This is a genomic window from Ewingella sp. AOP8-B2-18 (genome assembly GCF_052376015.1).
Lineage (GTDB): Bacteria > Pseudomonadota > Gammaproteobacteria > Enterobacterales > Enterobacteriaceae > Ewingella > Ewingella allii.
The window spans coordinates 16,799-31,522 of record NZ_JBQSVB010000013.1 but is presented as its reverse complement, the minus strand read 5'-3'; the positions used below and the strand labels follow the sequence as shown (position 1 = coordinate 31,522).

Annotated in this window: 13 protein-coding genes; all 13 read left to right on the top strand. The window is 52.8% G+C overall.

Going from position 1 to position 14,724, the window contains the following annotated elements; translation table 11 throughout:
• The first annotated feature begins 1 nt into the window (after window position 1).
• The 13 genes from agaW to ACT3RR_RS19760 all read left to right on the top strand — a co-directional run bounded on the left by agaW (window position 2) and on the right by ACT3RR_RS19760 (window position 14,559).
• Window positions 2-784 carry a PTS N-acetylgalactosamine transporter subunit IIC gene (gene agaW, locus ACT3RR_RS19820; protein ID WP_353502268.1) on the top strand — a complete coding sequence of 261 codons (783 nt, stop codon included), beginning with the start codon at window positions 2-4 and terminating at the stop codon, window positions 782-784.
• Window positions 774-1,649, top strand: a complete 876-nt coding sequence (agaE, locus tag ACT3RR_RS19815; protein ID WP_353502269.1) for a PTS N-acetylgalactosamine transporter subunit IID — start codon at window positions 774-776, stop codon at window positions 1,647-1,649. Before agaW ends, agaE begins: the two co-directional genes overlap by 11 nt.
• Window positions 1,650-1,664: 15 nt before the next feature.
• Window positions 1,665-2,099 carry a PTS galactosamine/N-acetylgalactosamine transporter subunit IIA gene (agaF, locus tag ACT3RR_RS19810; protein ID WP_353502270.1) on the top strand — a complete coding sequence of 145 codons (435 nt, stop codon included), beginning with the start codon at window positions 1,665-1,667 and terminating at the stop codon, window positions 2,097-2,099.
• Entirely contained in the window at window positions 2,096-3,229 is a 1,134-nt protein-coding gene (gene nagA, locus ACT3RR_RS19805) for an N-acetylglucosamine-6-phosphate deacetylase (protein ID WP_496200972.1), read from the top strand. Before agaF ends, nagA begins: the two co-directional genes overlap by 4 nt.
• A gap of 301 nt (window positions 3,230-3,530) precedes the next feature.
• Complete coding sequence (locus ACT3RR_RS19800; protein ID WP_496200971.1) at window positions 3,531-4,685, top strand: SIS domain-containing protein; 1,155 nt, start codon at window positions 3,531-3,533, stop codon at window positions 4,683-4,685.
• A 12-nt stretch (window positions 4,686-4,697) separates the two neighbouring features.
• Entirely contained in the window at window positions 4,698-5,576 is an 879-nt protein-coding gene (gene kbaY, locus ACT3RR_RS19795; RefSeq protein ID WP_396130541.1) for a tagatose-bisphosphate aldolase subunit KbaY, read from the top strand.
• Window positions 5,577-5,667: 91 nt separating this feature from the next.
• Window positions 5,668-7,560, top strand: a complete 1,893-nt coding sequence (locus tag ACT3RR_RS19790) for an enterotoxin (protein WP_496200970.1) — start codon at window positions 5,668-5,670, stop codon at window positions 7,558-7,560.
• 662 nt (window positions 7,561-8,222) lie between these two features.
• Window positions 8,223-8,720 (top strand): type VI secretion system contractile sheath small subunit, encoded by a 498-nt coding sequence (gene tssB / locus ACT3RR_RS19785; RefSeq protein WP_353502275.1) that lies wholly within the window; start codon window positions 8,223-8,225, stop codon window positions 8,718-8,720.
• A 29-nt stretch (window positions 8,721-8,749) separates the two neighbouring features.
• Window positions 8,750-10,297 carry a type VI secretion system contractile sheath large subunit gene (gene tssC, locus ACT3RR_RS19780; RefSeq protein ID WP_353502276.1) on the top strand — a complete coding sequence of 516 codons (1,548 nt, stop codon included), beginning with the start codon at window positions 8,750-8,752 and terminating at the stop codon, window positions 10,295-10,297.
• Window positions 10,298-10,311: 14 nt separating this feature from the next.
• A complete protein-coding gene (gene tssK, locus ACT3RR_RS19775) occupies window positions 10,312-11,664 on the top strand; it encodes a type VI secretion system baseplate subunit TssK (RefSeq protein ID WP_496200969.1) in 1,353 nt (450 codons plus the stop codon).
• A complete protein-coding gene (tssL, locus tag ACT3RR_RS19770; RefSeq protein ID WP_485900813.1) occupies window positions 11,661-12,350 on the top strand; it encodes a type VI secretion system protein TssL, short form in 690 nt (229 codons plus the stop codon). Before tssK ends, tssL begins: the two co-directional genes overlap by 4 nt.
• Window positions 12,347-14,065, top strand: a complete 1,719-nt coding sequence (locus ACT3RR_RS19765; protein WP_496200968.1) for an OmpA family protein — start codon at window positions 12,347-12,349, stop codon at window positions 14,063-14,065. The genes tssL and ACT3RR_RS19765 overlap by 4 nt, the downstream gene beginning before the upstream one ends.
• 2 nt (window positions 14,066-14,067) lie before the next feature.
• Window positions 14,068-14,559 carry an Hcp family type VI secretion system effector gene (locus ACT3RR_RS19760; RefSeq protein ID WP_034790858.1) on the top strand — a complete coding sequence of 164 codons (492 nt, stop codon included), beginning with the start codon at window positions 14,068-14,070 and terminating at the stop codon, window positions 14,557-14,559.
• Window positions 14,560-14,724 lie beyond the last annotated feature (165 nt).

Sequence of the window (14,724 nt, the reverse complement as noted above, 5' to 3'; positions counted from 1 at the left end):
TATGGAAATTAGCTTATTACAGGCACTAGCGTTAGGGATCCTGGCCTTTATCGCGGGACTGGATATGTTCAATGGCCTGACGCATATGCATCGCCCGGTAGTCCTTGGCCCCCTGGTCGGCCTGATTATGGGTGACCTTCACGCGGGAATATTGACCGGCGGTACGCTGGAATTGGTATGGATGGGGCTTGCGCCGCTGGCCGGTGCCCAGCCGCCGAATGTGATTATCGGCACAATTGTCGGCACCGCATTTGCTATCACCGCCAGAGTGAAGCCTGAAGTGGCCGTCGGCGTGGCCGTTCCCTTTGCCGTGGCGGTGCAAATGGGCATTACCTTCTTGTTCTCCATTATGTCTGGCGTGATGGCGCGCTGCGACCGCATGGCGGCCAACGCGGACACCAAAGGCATCGAAAGAGTTAACTATCTGGCGTTACTGGCACTGGGGGCTTTCTATTTTCTCTGCGCCTTCCTGCCTATCTACTTCGGCGCGGATCACGCAAAAGCGGCCATTGATGTCTTACCGGCGCGCCTGATTGACGGCCTTGGCGTGGCGGGCGGCATTATGCCAGCCATCGGCTTTGCCGTGCTGCTGAAAATCATGATGAAAAACGTCTACATCCCCTATTTCATTCTTGGATTTGTTGCTGCCGCTTGGCTAAAACTGCCGGTACTGGCGATTGCTGCTGCCGCACTCGCCATGGCAATCATCGATTTTATGCGCAAAGACTCAGCCCCACTGCAGCCTTCCAGCTCTAAACAAGAGGAATTCGAAGATGGTATCTAATACTCAGGTTTTGCCAGGGATCAGCACCAGTGAGAAAACCGTGACGTCTGGCAGTGACAATATCTATGAAGATCAGACCATTGGCACCGAGCTGACTAAAAAAGATATTAACCGCGTGGCGTGGCGCTCCATGCTGCTGCAAGCCTCCTTTAACTATGAGCGTATGCAAGCTTCAGGCTGGCTATATGGGCTGCTGCCCGCCTTGAAAAAGATCCACACCAATAAAAATGATCTGGCGCGAGCCATGAAAGGCCATATGGGGTTCTTCAACACTCACCCTTTTCTGGTGACATTTGTCATCGGCATTATTCTGGCGATGGAGCGTTCCAAGCAGGATGTGAACAGCATTCAGAGCACTAAAATTGCTGTTGGCGCGCCACTGGGCGGCATTGGCGATGCCATGTTCTGGCTCACGTTACTGCCAATTTGCGGCGGGATTGGGGCCAGCCTGGCGCTGCAAGGCTCGATTCTCGGTGCGGTGGTGTTTTTGGTGATGTTTAACGTCGTTCATCTCGGGCTGCGTTTCGGGCTGGCTCACTATGCCTATCGCATGGGAGTTGCCGCCATTCCGGTTATCAAGGCCAACACGCTAAAAGTGGGCCGCGCCGCCTCTATCGTTGGGATGACGGTAATTGGCGCGCTAGTGGCAACCTATGTTCGTTTAGCCACCACGCTGGAGATCAATGCCGGTGACGCGGTAGTTAAACTGCAAACCGACGTTATCGACAAACTAATGCCAGCGTTTCTGCCCCTGCTATATACCCTGACGATGTATTGGCTGGTACGCCGTGGCTGGAGCCCGCTGCGCCTGATCGGGCTGACCGTGGTGTTGGGCATCGTCGGCAAATTTGGTCACTTCCTGTAAGCAAGAGGACGCAACATGTTAAGCATTATTCTTACGGGTCACGGCGGGTTCGCCACCGGGCTTGAGAAAGCCATGAAGCAAATTCTTGGCGAACAGCCACAAATCATGGCAATCGATTTCCCCGAAAGCTCGTCAACCGCCCTGCTGACCTCCGAGTTTGAACAGGCGCTGAGCCTGCTAGATGAGAGTGAGGGGCTGGTTTTTCTGACCGATTTACTGGGCGGGACGCCTTTTCGCGTGGCATCGACATTAGCCATGCAGAAACCCGAGCGGGAAGTGATCACCGGCGTGAATCTACAGCTTCTGCTGGAAATGGTACTGGAGCGCGAGGGATTGAGCAGTCAGGAATTCCGCCTTCTGGCCCTTGAATGTGGTCATCGGGGGCTAACCAGCTTAGTGGATGAGCTGGGCCGTCATCGTGAGGCCGTACCCATAGAGGAAGGGATATGAGCACGCTATTGCGCGCGCACCGAGTGCTCACTGAACAAGGCTGGCTGCAAGACCACCAGTTACGGCTCAACGGCAACAAGATTATCGCCATTGAGCCAATCCCTGCAGGTGTTCCAAAGCGCGATGCCGAGCTGCTATGTCCGGCCTACATAGATATCCATGTTCACGGGGGCGATGGCGTTGACGTCATGGATGACGCTCCCGAGGTGTTGGACCAGCTGGCGATGTTTAAAGCGCGTCAGGGCGTCGGCGGCTGGTTGCCGACTACCGTCACGGCGAAGCTTGATGAGATAACGAGCGCACTGCGACGCATTGCCCTGCGCTATCACCAGGGTGGGAAAGGCGCGACGGTGCTGGGAAGTTATCTGGAAGGGCCTTACTTCACGCCGCAGAACAAGGGGGCGCATGCCCCAGAGCTATTCCGCGAATTGAGCATCGCCGAGCTAGATGGCCTGATTGATGTGTCGCAAAACACCCTGCGCGTGGTGGCTCTGGCACCTGAAAAACCCGAGGCGATCGCGGTCATTCAGCACCTTAAAAGTCAGGGAATCCGAGTAATGCTCGGCCACAGCGCGGCAAGCTATGAAGAGACAGTCCGGGCCTTTGACGCCGGAGCCGATGGGCTGGTGCACTGCTTTAACGGCATGACGGGGCTTCATCACCGTGATCCGGGTATGGTTGGCGCGGGGTTAACGGATAAGCGAGCCTGGCTGGAGTTAATTGCCGATGGTCACCATGTTCATCCCGCGGCGATGACCCTTTGCTGTGACTGCGCGGCGCCTCGAGTGGTGCTGATCACTGACGCTATGCGCGCTGCTGGCATGCCCGACGGCGAGTATTCAATTTGCGGGCAACCCGTCACCCTACAGCAAGGTATGGTGCGCACGGCTGCGGGCGGGCTTGCCGGAAGCACCCTGTCGCTGGATGCCGGGGTGCGCAATCTGGTCAATAACCTCGCGATATCAGAGGCGGATGCCATTCATATGGCGTCACTGCATCCGGCCAAAATGCTCGGCCTTGAACAGAGTTACGGTTCACTCTCAGAGGGGAAAATGGCCAACATCATCGCGCTAGACTCACAGCTTAAGGTGCAAAAAATATGGGTTGATGGTCAGTCTGTCGAGATCTAATCCTTTCACTGCACAACACTTTGGTTTGTGACCCTCGTGGTCACAGACCTTTCTTTTCCTTTCGACTGTTGCAAGTCTACTTCCTCAAGAAATAGCCTTATTCATATAAAACAATAATTTGACTAAATTCATTCCATCTTTAGATCACAGTTTTAGTTTTATTTCCTTTCTTTCGTTGATCTTTCACTTTCTTTTGTATAGATTTCATTTAACCACAAAACAAGCCAAATGAAACGAAACGAAAGATAGCCATGCATGAATTTGTATTGGCTCACTGAAAGGTACGACTAAGGACTAAGTGATGAGCGAAACCGAATTTGCCAGTATTTCAGGTACGGCAACCTGGACCGAAAAAGAGATCCGCCAGCAACCGGGATGCTGGATCCAATCCTTAAAAAACATTGAAAGCCAACGCCGCGAGATAGAGACTTTTCTCAGCCCTCTGCTGCAAAAGTCTGATCTGCGTATCGTCCTGACCGGCGCGGGAACCTCGGCGTTTATCGGCGATATTATTGCTCCTTGGCTTGCCTACCAGACGGGTAAAAATTTCGTCGCCGTGCCGACCACCGATCTCGTGACTAACCCTGCTGATTATTTATCCTCCCATCGCCCGACGCTGCTGGTCTCTTTTGCCCGCTCGGGCAACAGTCCGGAGAGCGTCGCGGCAGTGGATTTAGCCAATCAGCTGGTCGGCCAGTGCCACCATTTGGTTATTACCTGCAATGAAGCGGGCAGCCTGTATCAAAATGCTGTCAGCAGTGACAACTCGCTAGCCCTGCTGATGCCTGCGGAAACGCACGATCGCGGGTTCGCCATGACCAGCAGCATCAGCACCATGATGGCCAGCTGTCTGGCAGTTTTTGTACCTGAAATCATCAACAGCCCGAGTTTTCAGGACGTGGCGACGCGCTGCGAACAGATCATCGATTCTCAAGGTGACTTCAGCGAGCCGGTATTTGGCGGCTTGCCATACAAACGCATTGTTTATCTCGGCAGCGGCGGCTTGCAGGGCGTGGCGCGAGAATCCGCCTTAAAAGTGTTGGAGCTGACGGCGGGAAAACTGGCGGCATTTTATGACTCGCCGACAGGTTTTCGCCACGGACCAAAATCCTTGGTCAATGATGAAACCCTGGTCGTGCTGTTTGTGTCGAGCCATCCCTACACCCGCCAATACGATCTCGACTTGCTCAACGAGCTGCGCCGCGACCAGCAGGCGATGCGCGTGGTGGCAATCTCGGCCACCAGCAGCCCTGAAATCGTTGCCGGGCCACACATCTTGTTACCCGCCTCCCGAGATTTTATCGATATCGAACAGGCTTTCTGTTTCCTGATGTACACCCAAATTTTCGCTCTCGGTGAATCAATCAAAGCGGGCATTACCCCTGACACCCCTTCCGCCAGCGGCACGGTTAATCGCGTGGTGAAAGGCGTCATTATTCATCCATGGAAAAGCTGAGAGGATCACCACATGAGCATTATTTCGACCAAATATCTTTTACAGGACGCTCAGGCGCGGCGTTACGCCGTTCCCGCTTTTAATATCCATAACGCAGAAACCATTCAGGCGATCCTCGAAGTCTGCAAAGAAATGCAGTCTCCGGTGATCCTTGCCGGTACGCCGGGCACCTTCAAACATATCGCTTTTGAAGAGATCTACGCCCTGTGCGAAGCCTATTCTGCCAGCTACGGCATGCCGCTGGCTCTGCATCTCGACCACCATGAGTCACTGGAAGATATTACCCGCAAGGTCAATGCCGGGGTGCGCAGCGCGATGATTGACGGCAGCCACTTCCCGTTTGCTGAGAACGCCCGTCTGGTGAGAAGCGTGGTGGATTTTTGCCATCGCAACGATTGTAGCGTTGAGGCTGAATTAGGCCGACTAGGCGGCGTTGAAGATGACATGGACGTCGACGAAGAGAGCGCTTTTCTCACTGACCCACAGGAAGCCCGCCGATTTGTCGAGTTAACCGGCATTGATAGCCTTGCCGTCGCCATTGGTACGGCACACGGCTTATACACCAAGCGGCCAAAAATTGATTTCCAGCGTTTGGGGGAAATTCGCGAAACGGTGGACATTCCGTTGGTTTTGCATGGCGCGAGCGATGTGCCTGACGACTATGTGCGCCGCGCCATTGAGTTGGGCGTTTGCAAAGTGAATGTCGCCACCGAGCTGAAAATTGCCTTTGCGGCGGCGGTTAAAAAATGGTTTGGCGACAACCCCGAAGGCAACGACCCGCGCTATTACATGCGCGTTGGCATGGACGCCATGAAAGACGTGGTGCGCAGCAAAGTCACGGTCTGCGGCTCGGCGAATAAGCTCATCCCTGAAGCCGTTGCGTCACATTAAATCTCTTATATAGGTTACCCTGTCACTTATCGGGTAGCCTTTTCCATCTCAGCACCCATCCCTTTTTTACTCTGAGATATCAGGACATCCTATGAAAACCCTCATAAAAAGTTCTCTCCTATTATTGCTGATCAGCAATGGCGCTCTCGCCTCCGAGTACCAGTTAAACAACGATAACTTGGCTTTCTCTTTTGACGACGCCCACTCAGCCGTGATGTTAAAAGATAAGCTTTCGGGCCACCAGCTAGCGCCTATTGAATTGTTTTTCCTGACATTACCTGATGAAAAGGTGATTCACGCTGCCGATTTTAAAATTAAGAGCGTGCAGAAAAAAGATGACGCGATCCTCATTGATTATGAGCACCAAGACTTCAGCGTCAGCGTCGCGTTGCATAGCCTGAAGGGCAAATACGCCAGCATTGACTACAGTATTCAGGCCAAAGGCCAGCCGCAGAAAGTAGCGAAAATCACCTTCTTCCCAACCAAAGGGCAGGCTCAGGCTCCTTATGTTAATGGCGCCATCAGTAGCTCGCCGATCATTGCGGACAGCTTTTTCATTCTGCCGGAAAAACCTATCGTTAATACCTATGCCTATGAAACCACAACCAATTTAAACGTTGAGCTGAAAACGCCGATTGGCACGGATACCCCTGTCACCTTCACCACCTACTTTGGGACTTTTGAAGAAAGCAATCAGCTGCGCCGCAGCTTCAACCAGTTCATTAACGCCGTGCGGGCGCGCCCTTATCAACCCTATCTGCACTATAACAGCTGGATGGATATCGGCTTCTTCACCACCTATACCGAACAAGAGGTGCTGAATCGCATGGACACCTACGCCGACGAGCTGATTAAAAAGCGCGGCGTGAAGCTGGATGGTTTTTTACTGGATGACGGCTGGGACGATCGCACAGGGAAATGGCTGTTTGGCCCGGCATTCAGCAAAGGGTTTGGCGCGGTGAAGGAGAAAGCCGATAACCTGCACACTTCGGTCGGGCTGTGGCTCTCACCCTGGGGGGGCTATAACAAGCCGCGCGACATCCGCGTTTCGCACGCCAAAGAAAATGGTTTCGAAACCGTCGATGGCAAGTTCGCCCTTTCTGGCCCCAATTACTTTCGCAATTTTAATGAACAAATCATCAAACTCATTAAAATTGAGCACATTACCTCTTTCAAACTAGACGGCATGGGCAACGCCAACTCGTATATACCAGGCAGTCAGTTCGCCTCTGACTTTGATGCCTCAATCGAGTTGATTAAAAATATGCGCCAGGCCAATCCTGATCTATTTATCAACCTGACTACCGGCACCGACGCCAGCCCGTCATGGCTGTTCTACGCCGACTCTATCTGGCGTCAGGGGGATGACATCAATGTGTTTGGCAAAGGCTCGCCGGTTCAACAGTGGATGACTTATCGCGATGCCGAAACCTATCGCTCCATCGTGCGCAAAGGCCCGCTGTTCCCAATAAACTCATTGATGTATCACGGGATTGTCAGCGCGGAGCACGCCTATTTTGGACTGGAGAAAGTGCAGACCGACGGTGACTTTGCCGATCAGGTGTGGAGCTATTTTGCGACAGGGACCCAGCTGCAAGAGCTGTACATCACGCCGTCAATGTTAAACAGCAATAAGTGGGACACGCTGGCAGCGGCGGCAAAATGGTCACGCAATAACAGTGACGTGCTGGTCGATACCCACTGGATTGGCGGCGATCCGACTGCATTGGAGGTCTACGGCTGGGCATCATGGAGCAAAAAGAAAGCCATTTTGGGCCTGCGCAATCCGTCGGATAAAGCACAAAGTTACTATCTGGACCTCAGTAAAAGCTTTGAAATCCCCAGCGGCGAGGCCAACCAATTCACCCTTAAAAATGTGTATGGCAGCAACACCAGCCTGCCTGCCAATTACCGCCAGCCTGTTGTCGTGACCTTAAAACCGTTACAAACCCTGGTCATCGAAGCCATCCCCGTCACCCAGTAAAAATTACCCGCCACATTCCGGCCTGATACCCCAACAATCAGGCCGGACTCCCTATCCTTAACCTCCTCTGCCGACAGCTATCCCAAAAACAGGTTATAACTATTATTGGCTTACGTGACATTCTACGGCCGTTATTTTTACTTTCGACTATTAATTCTTTGGTTTTTATTATCAGCAAAATCACAATTAACTGATGAATTAAACTTTATATACGAAAAGTCTTAAGCTGAAATGCGAAAGAATAATCCTACAGACTTGAAAGATTATTCCTACACCACAGAAAAATCTTAAAGAAAACTCTTAGAAACGCCTCCTAAATGTTAAATAATAAAAATAAAAACCTCTCAGACGCATCAATTTACCGCCCCCTAGCACCTACTAAAATAAAACTTATAAAACAATAACATAAATGAAAAACAACCCTTTTAAATTTACTTGTGAATTTAATTAAAACAACCAAAATGCTATTAGTTAGCATGTGGAAGCATTGATTAATTCAAAGTATTCAATATTATTAACCAGTAGATTCCCTATTTTTTAACTCATAGGTAATGAGTGAATCTTGACGTAACTCCGTTAGTGGCCTTGCAGGAAGCAAAGCTCTTCGTTTCTGCTTGTCGCCAAAAAAAATCACACCCCGATCACAAGCAGGGAAAATAACCATGTCTAATAGCTTTCAAAATGAAATACCTAAAGCTCGCGTTAATATAAAGCTAGATCTCCATACCGGCGGCGCGCAGAAGAAAGTCGAACTGCCATTAAAGCTGGTGGTAATGGGCGATTACAGTAACGGGAAAGAGAATCGTCCGTTATCTGAACGCGAAAAAATCAATATCAACAAAAACAACTTCAATAGCGTACTGGCCGAATATGGCCCTTCGCTCAACCTGACAGTGGAAAACACGCTGGCAGGCGATCGCAGCGAAGAAAGCGTTAAGCTCTCGTTTGGCGATATGAAAGACTTCGAGCCTGAACAAGTTGCCCGTCAAATCCCCCAACTTCGCGCCATGCTGGCAATGCGTAATTTATTGCGCGACCTCAAATCTAATCTGCTAGACAACGCCACTTTCCGCAAAGAGCTCGAAACCATCCTTAAGGATGAAACCTTGAGCAATGACTTGCGCAACGAGCTGGCCGCGCTGGCCCCTAAAGACGCTTAACCCTTCCTGAATCGGACCAACCTGAGATTATGCTTATGTCTGCAAATACAGAAAATACTCATGAAAGCCGCACAACCGTGCTGGAACATTCCGACGCAGGAAGTGTTTACGCGTCCCTGTTTGACAAAATCAACCTGACGCCAGTCTCCTCGTTGGGCGACGTCAACCTCTTCCAGGACAATCAGGCGATGTCTGATGTCACCACCGACGAGCGCGTGACCGCCGCTGTGCAAGTGTTCCTGCAACGCCTAAAGGCATCCGGGCAGAAAGTTGAGCGTCTGGATAAAACGCTGCTCGACGGCCATATCGCGATGCTCGACGAGCAGATCAGCCGTCAGTTGGACGTTGTCATGCACCATCCTGACTTCCAGCGCGTAGAGTCCGGCTGGCGTGGACTGAAGTTCCTGATTGATCGCACCGACTTCCGCCAAAATGTCAAAATCGAACTGCTTGATGTCTCCAAAGAAGACCTGCGCCAAGACTTCGAAGACTGCCCGGAAATCATTCAAAGCGGCCTGTATCACCACACCTATATTCAAGAATATGACACGCCGGGCGGCGAGCCGATTGGCTCTATCATCTCTAACTATGAGTTTGACGCCAGTGCGCAAGACGTGGCCCTGCTGCGTAACATTTCTAAAGTATCAGCCTCGGCGCATATGCCATTTGTAGGCTCCGTCGGCCCGAAATTCTTCCTGAAAGACTCTATGGAAGAGGTCGCGGCAATCAAAGACATTGGCAACTACTTTGATCGCGCCGAATACATCAAGTGGAAATCCTTCCGCGACTCCGATGACTCCCGCTACATCGGCCTGACCATGCCGCGCGTACTGGGTCGTCTGCCTTATGGCCCAGATACCGTGCCGGTTCGCAGCTTCAACTATGTGGAAGAAGTCAAAGGCCCCGACCACGAGAAATACCTGTGGACCAACGCCTCTTTTGCTTTTGCCGCCAATATGGTGAAAAGCTTTATTAAGAACGGCTGGTGCGTGCAGATCCGTGGCCCGCAGGCCGGTGGTGCAGTAACCGACTTGCCAATCCACTTGTACGACTTGGGTACCGGCAATCAGGTGAAAATCCCGTCAGAGGTGATGATCCCTGAAACCCGCGAGTTTGAGTTCGCCAATCTGGGCTTCATTCCGCTCTCTTATTACAAAAATCGCGACTACTCCTGCTTCTTCTCGGCTAACTCCACGCAGAAGCCGGCTCTGTATGACACCGCTGACGCCACTGCCAACAGCCGTATCAACGCCCGCCTGCCTTACATCTTCCTGCTGTCTCGCATCGCGCATTACCTGAAGTTGATCCAGCGCGAGAATATCGGCACCACCAAAGACCGCCGCTTGTTAGAGCTGGAATTGAATACTTGGGTGCGTTCGCTGGTAACTGAAATGACCGATCCGGGCGACGACCTGCAGGCCTCTCACCCCCTGCGCGACGCAAAAGTGACCGTCGAAGATATCGAGGACAACCCTGGCTTCTTCCGCGTGAAACTCTACGCCGTTCCGCACTTCCAGGTGGAAGGCATGGACGTCAACTTGTCGTTGGTTTCTCAGATGCCTAAAGCGAAAGCTTGAAGCCCGGAGGCAGGATGAAAATTGAACGTCCGCTATGGACACGCGGAATTCTGGTTTCTCCACAGCAATTTCAACAACAGGCCTCTCTGGAGGCCTGGACTAACGAATGCATTGCGCAAATGGGCGTTTTGCATCCGTGGGGAGTGCTGCATGCCAGTTTCGAGCAGGACGCGCTGGCCCAAGGCCGCCTAAAAGCTGAACGCTTACACGTCCGCTTTCAGGATGGCACTTTGGTGGATACCGGCAGTGCTGATTTGCTGCCATCGACCTTAACGCTTGCCGCCAACCTGCCAGCGCAGGCCAATGAAGCGACCGTCATGCTGGCGATACCTCAAACCTATGCCAATGGGGGTAACTGTCTGCAACCTGACGAGTGGGCGGAGCGCCCGGTGCGATATCGCCAAGCCTGGCGAGACGTACAGAACCAGTTTGGCGACGATAAAAAACAGATCGCCGTGATGACCCATGAGCTTTCACTGCGTCTGAGCAGCCAAGAGAACGGTAATTATCAGATTTGCCCTGTCGCCCTTCTGCGCCGTAACCAGCAAGGTCGTTGGACTCAGGACAAGAGCTTTATTCCGCCGTTGCTCAGCCTGCAAGCAAGCCACTGGTGTAGTGAGCAATTGGAAATATTGATGGTGCAGCTTCGTGCGCGCTTGCAGCGGCTGATGGGGATGCGTCGCGAAAGCAACGCCCGCATGGCCGACTTCGCCGTGGCCGATGTTTCGCTGTTCTGGCTGCTCAACGCCCTTAACAGTGCTGAACCCGTGCTGGGGAATTTCCAGCGCTACCCGCAAGTTCACCCGGAGCGTTTATATCAGGAGCTGGCAAGGCTGGCTGGCAGCTTGCTGACATTCTCTTTAGAGCATGACAGCACGGCTATTCCCGTTTACCAGCACGACCGCCTAACTGCCGTTTTCCCGCCGCTTTTCGCATTACTGAATATCTTGCTCGAGGCAAGCCTGCCTTCGCGCCTGGTGGCTGTTGAACTGGTTCACGATGCGCGGATTAACCAGTGGCGCGCTGATTTACATGACCCACGGCTGCGCGAAGAGGTGGATTTCTATCTCTCGGTTCGCTCCACGCTCTCGTCGGCTCAGTTACAAACGCAGTTCCCACAGCTGTGCAAAGTCGGCGCGCCTGATGATGTCGGGAATGTGGTCAACGTGGCATTGAACGGCATTCCGCTGCGAGCACTGACTCACGTCCCTGCCGCCATACCACTGCGCCTCGAAAACCAATATTTCTCTCTTGATCTCAACCATCCGGCGGCGAAACAGATGATGGATGCCGGGGCCTGCGTGTTCTATGTGCCGGGCACTTTAGGTGAGATCCAGCTTGAACTCTTTGCGGTGTTACGCGCATGAATCAATCCTTAAAAGTATCAACTCACTCCCTTGATATCGATGCGCTGCTCGCTAATACCTGGCTGCAAATCATCAGCCTGCGTCAGGGAATGACCTGCAGCGAAGGTGACGGTCGCGCTTTTTGGCAGCGCTGCGTAGATGATATCGAGCATGTTCAGCAGGCGCTGAAGGCCGCCCATATCAGTGAGCCAAACTGCCAGCACATCATGTATGCCCAGTGCGCGGTGCTGGATGAGACGGTAAAAGGCCGCAGCACCCATGATGATATCTATTTCGTATGGTGTAACTCTCCCCTGCAGGCGCATTTCTTCAAAACTTTGGATGCAGGAAGCCAGCTTTACGAGCGCGTCAGGCAAGTGTTGCGAGAACCGGCGCCGGATTCAGCCGTTTTAATCTGTTTTCATTGCGTGCTGATGCTAGGTTTTCAAGGGGGTCTAGGCCCACAGGAGGGTGTCGAGCGCCAGCAATTGGTCGACCAACTCTCTGCTCGAGTTCCCGCCTTTAACTCTGCACCAACCAATCCCGTGCTGGCGATCGCCCCGTCGCGTCATCGCATTGGGTTATGGCTACGTTATTGGCCGCTACGCCTTGGCTTAGCTGCGCTATTAGTGGCGCTACTGTGGTTAGGTCTTGATCACTGGCTGTCAGGGCTACTCTCGACCTTGTTACCGGGGTCAGTGCGATGAGTAAGATCTGGCAACGAGGATTGTGGTTATGGGCGGGGATCTTAGCCGGAATAATATGTCTGGTCTTTCTGCCTTTTTCACCGACCGTTCGCTGGGTCAGTTTTGCGCTGGTCATGTTGATATGCCTGACTGGCCTCTGGCTGGCCGGACGTAAATCCCTGCTCGAATTGGAAGTGATAAACCTCGACAGCCTGCCGCCGGAAAGCTATCGCTTGCCGGTGGTACTGGTTTGCGGCGATGCGCTGCCTGCGCTGTTTGGTGCCGACACTATTCATCAATCGGCGCAGGGCTGCTGGCTTCGCGTCAATGAGATCACAGCGCTTCGGCAATTCGCGCAGAAATTGTTGGAACAGCGTCCTGAGTGGGCCAGACAACTGAGCGTCATGTTCTCCGTCAATCCACAGCAGCAGGGGGATGAACAAACACTTTCCACCCATTTATTCGAGCTTCGCTGGCAGCTGGTGCAACTTCGTCGAGACAGTCGTTGCGCTGTGCCGCTGGTGGTTTACAGCACGGTGGCAAGCAGTCTGGTTGAAACGCCAGTTTGGCTGTCACAACAGCAGTCGCAGCCCGCGACAGTCTGGCCAAGCGTCACGATGCCGGAAACCCTAAGCGATTGGCAATTTACTCAAGATAATGAGGAACGAGCCGTTCGTCTCAAACAAGCCGTGATGTTCTTTAAGCACGATGAATGGCTAAAAGAAAAAGTCTTACCTGCTTTTGTACAACGCAATGATGACGTCATCTGCGTACAACCCCAGCAGGTGATTCTGCATCAAGTCGCCAGTTTGCCAGACCTCGAGCCAGCTTCTCTGTGGTTGCGCTGGCTATCCTCACTGACAGCGCTGAACACAGTATCTGGCTGGCAGCCCGCACCCGAGGCTGAACCAAGCCGCCTGCCTTTCCCAGATTTTCTCTTTTCCACCCTTCCTCTGGGCTATGGCAAATCAGCCTGTCAACGCGTGCTGCGCCAAGGTTTCACCCTACTCGTCTTGGCTGCGGTCGTGGCGCTGTGCTGTAGCGCATGGCACAACCGGCAACTGCTGCATCGCGTGGCTTTCGATATCCGTCATTACGAAAGCATTGATATGCACAATTACGCCCCGAAAGCCAAAGCCGTGGCCGTCCTGCGCGACGATGCCGCCCAGCTTGATGACTGGTTCCGTAACGGCGAGCCGCTTCGCCTTGGGTTAGGGCTGTATCAAGGGGAGCGTCTGCGCTTACCTCTGCTAACCGCCATCAAAAGCTATCTGCCTCCGCCGCCACCGCCAAAGGTCGTGGAAACTGCCCCGAAAACCGTGCGGCTCGACGCCCTGTCGCTGTTTGATACCGGTAAATATCAGCTCAAAGCCAACAGCACGAAACTGCTGGTTAATGCGCTGATTGGCATCAAAGCCAAGCCCGGCTGGCTCATCGTGGTGGCAGGACATACCGACATCACCGGCGACGCACGCGCCAACCAGATCCTATCACTCAAACGCGCCGAAGCCTTACGCGACTGGATGCTCTCAACCAGCGATGTCTCGCCAACCTGCTTTGCCGTTCAGGGTTACGGTGCGACACGCCCGATTGCAACAAATGACACAGCAGAAGGCCGAGCAGCCAATCGCCGTGTCGAAATTAGTCTGGTGCCGCAGGCGAATGCATGTCAGGCAACAGCATCTCAATCCACTTCAGGATCTGAAGTGGCTACAACACCAAGCAAGGAGAACTAACCATGGCAATTCCCGTTTACTTATGGCTGAAAGACGACGGCGGCGCGGACATTAAAGGTGCCGTTGATGTGAAAGATCGCGAAGGCAGCATCGAAGTCGTGGCTCAGGAGCATAACGTTTACATCCCGACAGACAACAACACCGGCAAACTGACTGGGACCCGCATTCATACCCCGTTCCTGTTCACCAAGGAAATCGACTCCTCCAGCCCGTATCTCTACAAAGCGGTGACCACCGGCCAGACGCTGAAATCTGCCGAATTCAAATGGTATCGCATCAACGATGCAGGTCAGGAAGTGGAGTATTTCAACACCAAGCTTGAGAACGTCAAGCTGGTCAAAGTCGCGCCGAAAATGCACGACATCAAAGACGCCTCTTTCGAGAAACACAACCACCTCGAAGAGATTGAGCTGCGTTACGAAAAAATCACTTGGACTTACAAAGACGGCAACATCATTCATTCCGATTCATGGAATGAGCGTACCACCGCCTAGTTACCCGTCATTCTTCGCGTCGCTGGTGCGTTGGCTGCGTTCACTCGCCTCGGTCACATAGATATCTATTCTACCGGGGACTTGCGAACTTGCCGCCTTCCCGCGACACGAATTATTTAGGGTAAACCCCAAGCAGGCGGTTCGCCGTCTGCTGTTTTGTCGTTT

What these genes read in the sequence shown, in the direction of transcription:
- agaW (WP_353502268.1), top strand. Translation starts at nt 2, where the DNA reads ATGGAAATTAGCTTATTACAGGCACTAGCGTTAGGGATCCTGGCCTTT.
- agaE (WP_353502269.1), top strand. Translation starts at nt 774, where the DNA reads ATGGTATCTAATACTCAGGTTTTGCCAGGGATCAGCACCAGTGAGAAA.
- agaF (WP_353502270.1), top strand. Translation starts at nt 1,665, where the DNA reads ATGTTAAGCATTATTCTTACGGGTCACGGCGGGTTCGCCACCGGGCTT.
- nagA (WP_496200972.1), top strand. Translation starts at nt 2,096, where the DNA reads ATGAGCACGCTATTGCGCGCGCACCGAGTGCTCACTGAACAAGGCTGG.
- ACT3RR_RS19800 (WP_496200971.1), top strand. Translation starts at nt 3,531, where the DNA reads ATGAGCGAAACCGAATTTGCCAGTATTTCAGGTACGGCAACCTGGACC.
- kbaY (WP_396130541.1), top strand. Translation starts at nt 4,698, where the DNA reads ATGAGCATTATTTCGACCAAATATCTTTTACAGGACGCTCAGGCGCGG.
- ACT3RR_RS19790 (WP_496200970.1), top strand. Translation starts at nt 5,668, where the DNA reads ATGAAAACCCTCATAAAAAGTTCTCTCCTATTATTGCTGATCAGCAAT.
- tssB (WP_353502275.1), top strand. Translation starts at nt 8,223, where the DNA reads ATGTCTAATAGCTTTCAAAATGAAATACCTAAAGCTCGCGTTAATATA.
- tssC (WP_353502276.1), top strand. Translation starts at nt 8,750, where the DNA reads ATGCTTATGTCTGCAAATACAGAAAATACTCATGAAAGCCGCACAACC.
- tssK (WP_496200969.1), top strand. Translation starts at nt 10,312, where the DNA reads ATGAAAATTGAACGTCCGCTATGGACACGCGGAATTCTGGTTTCTCCA.
- tssL (WP_485900813.1), top strand. Translation starts at nt 11,661, where the DNA reads ATGAATCAATCCTTAAAAGTATCAACTCACTCCCTTGATATCGATGCG.
- ACT3RR_RS19765 (WP_496200968.1), top strand. Translation starts at nt 12,347, where the DNA reads ATGAGTAAGATCTGGCAACGAGGATTGTGGTTATGGGCGGGGATCTTA.
- ACT3RR_RS19760 (WP_034790858.1), top strand. Translation starts at nt 14,068, where the DNA reads ATGGCAATTCCCGTTTACTTATGGCTGAAAGACGACGGCGGCGCGGAC.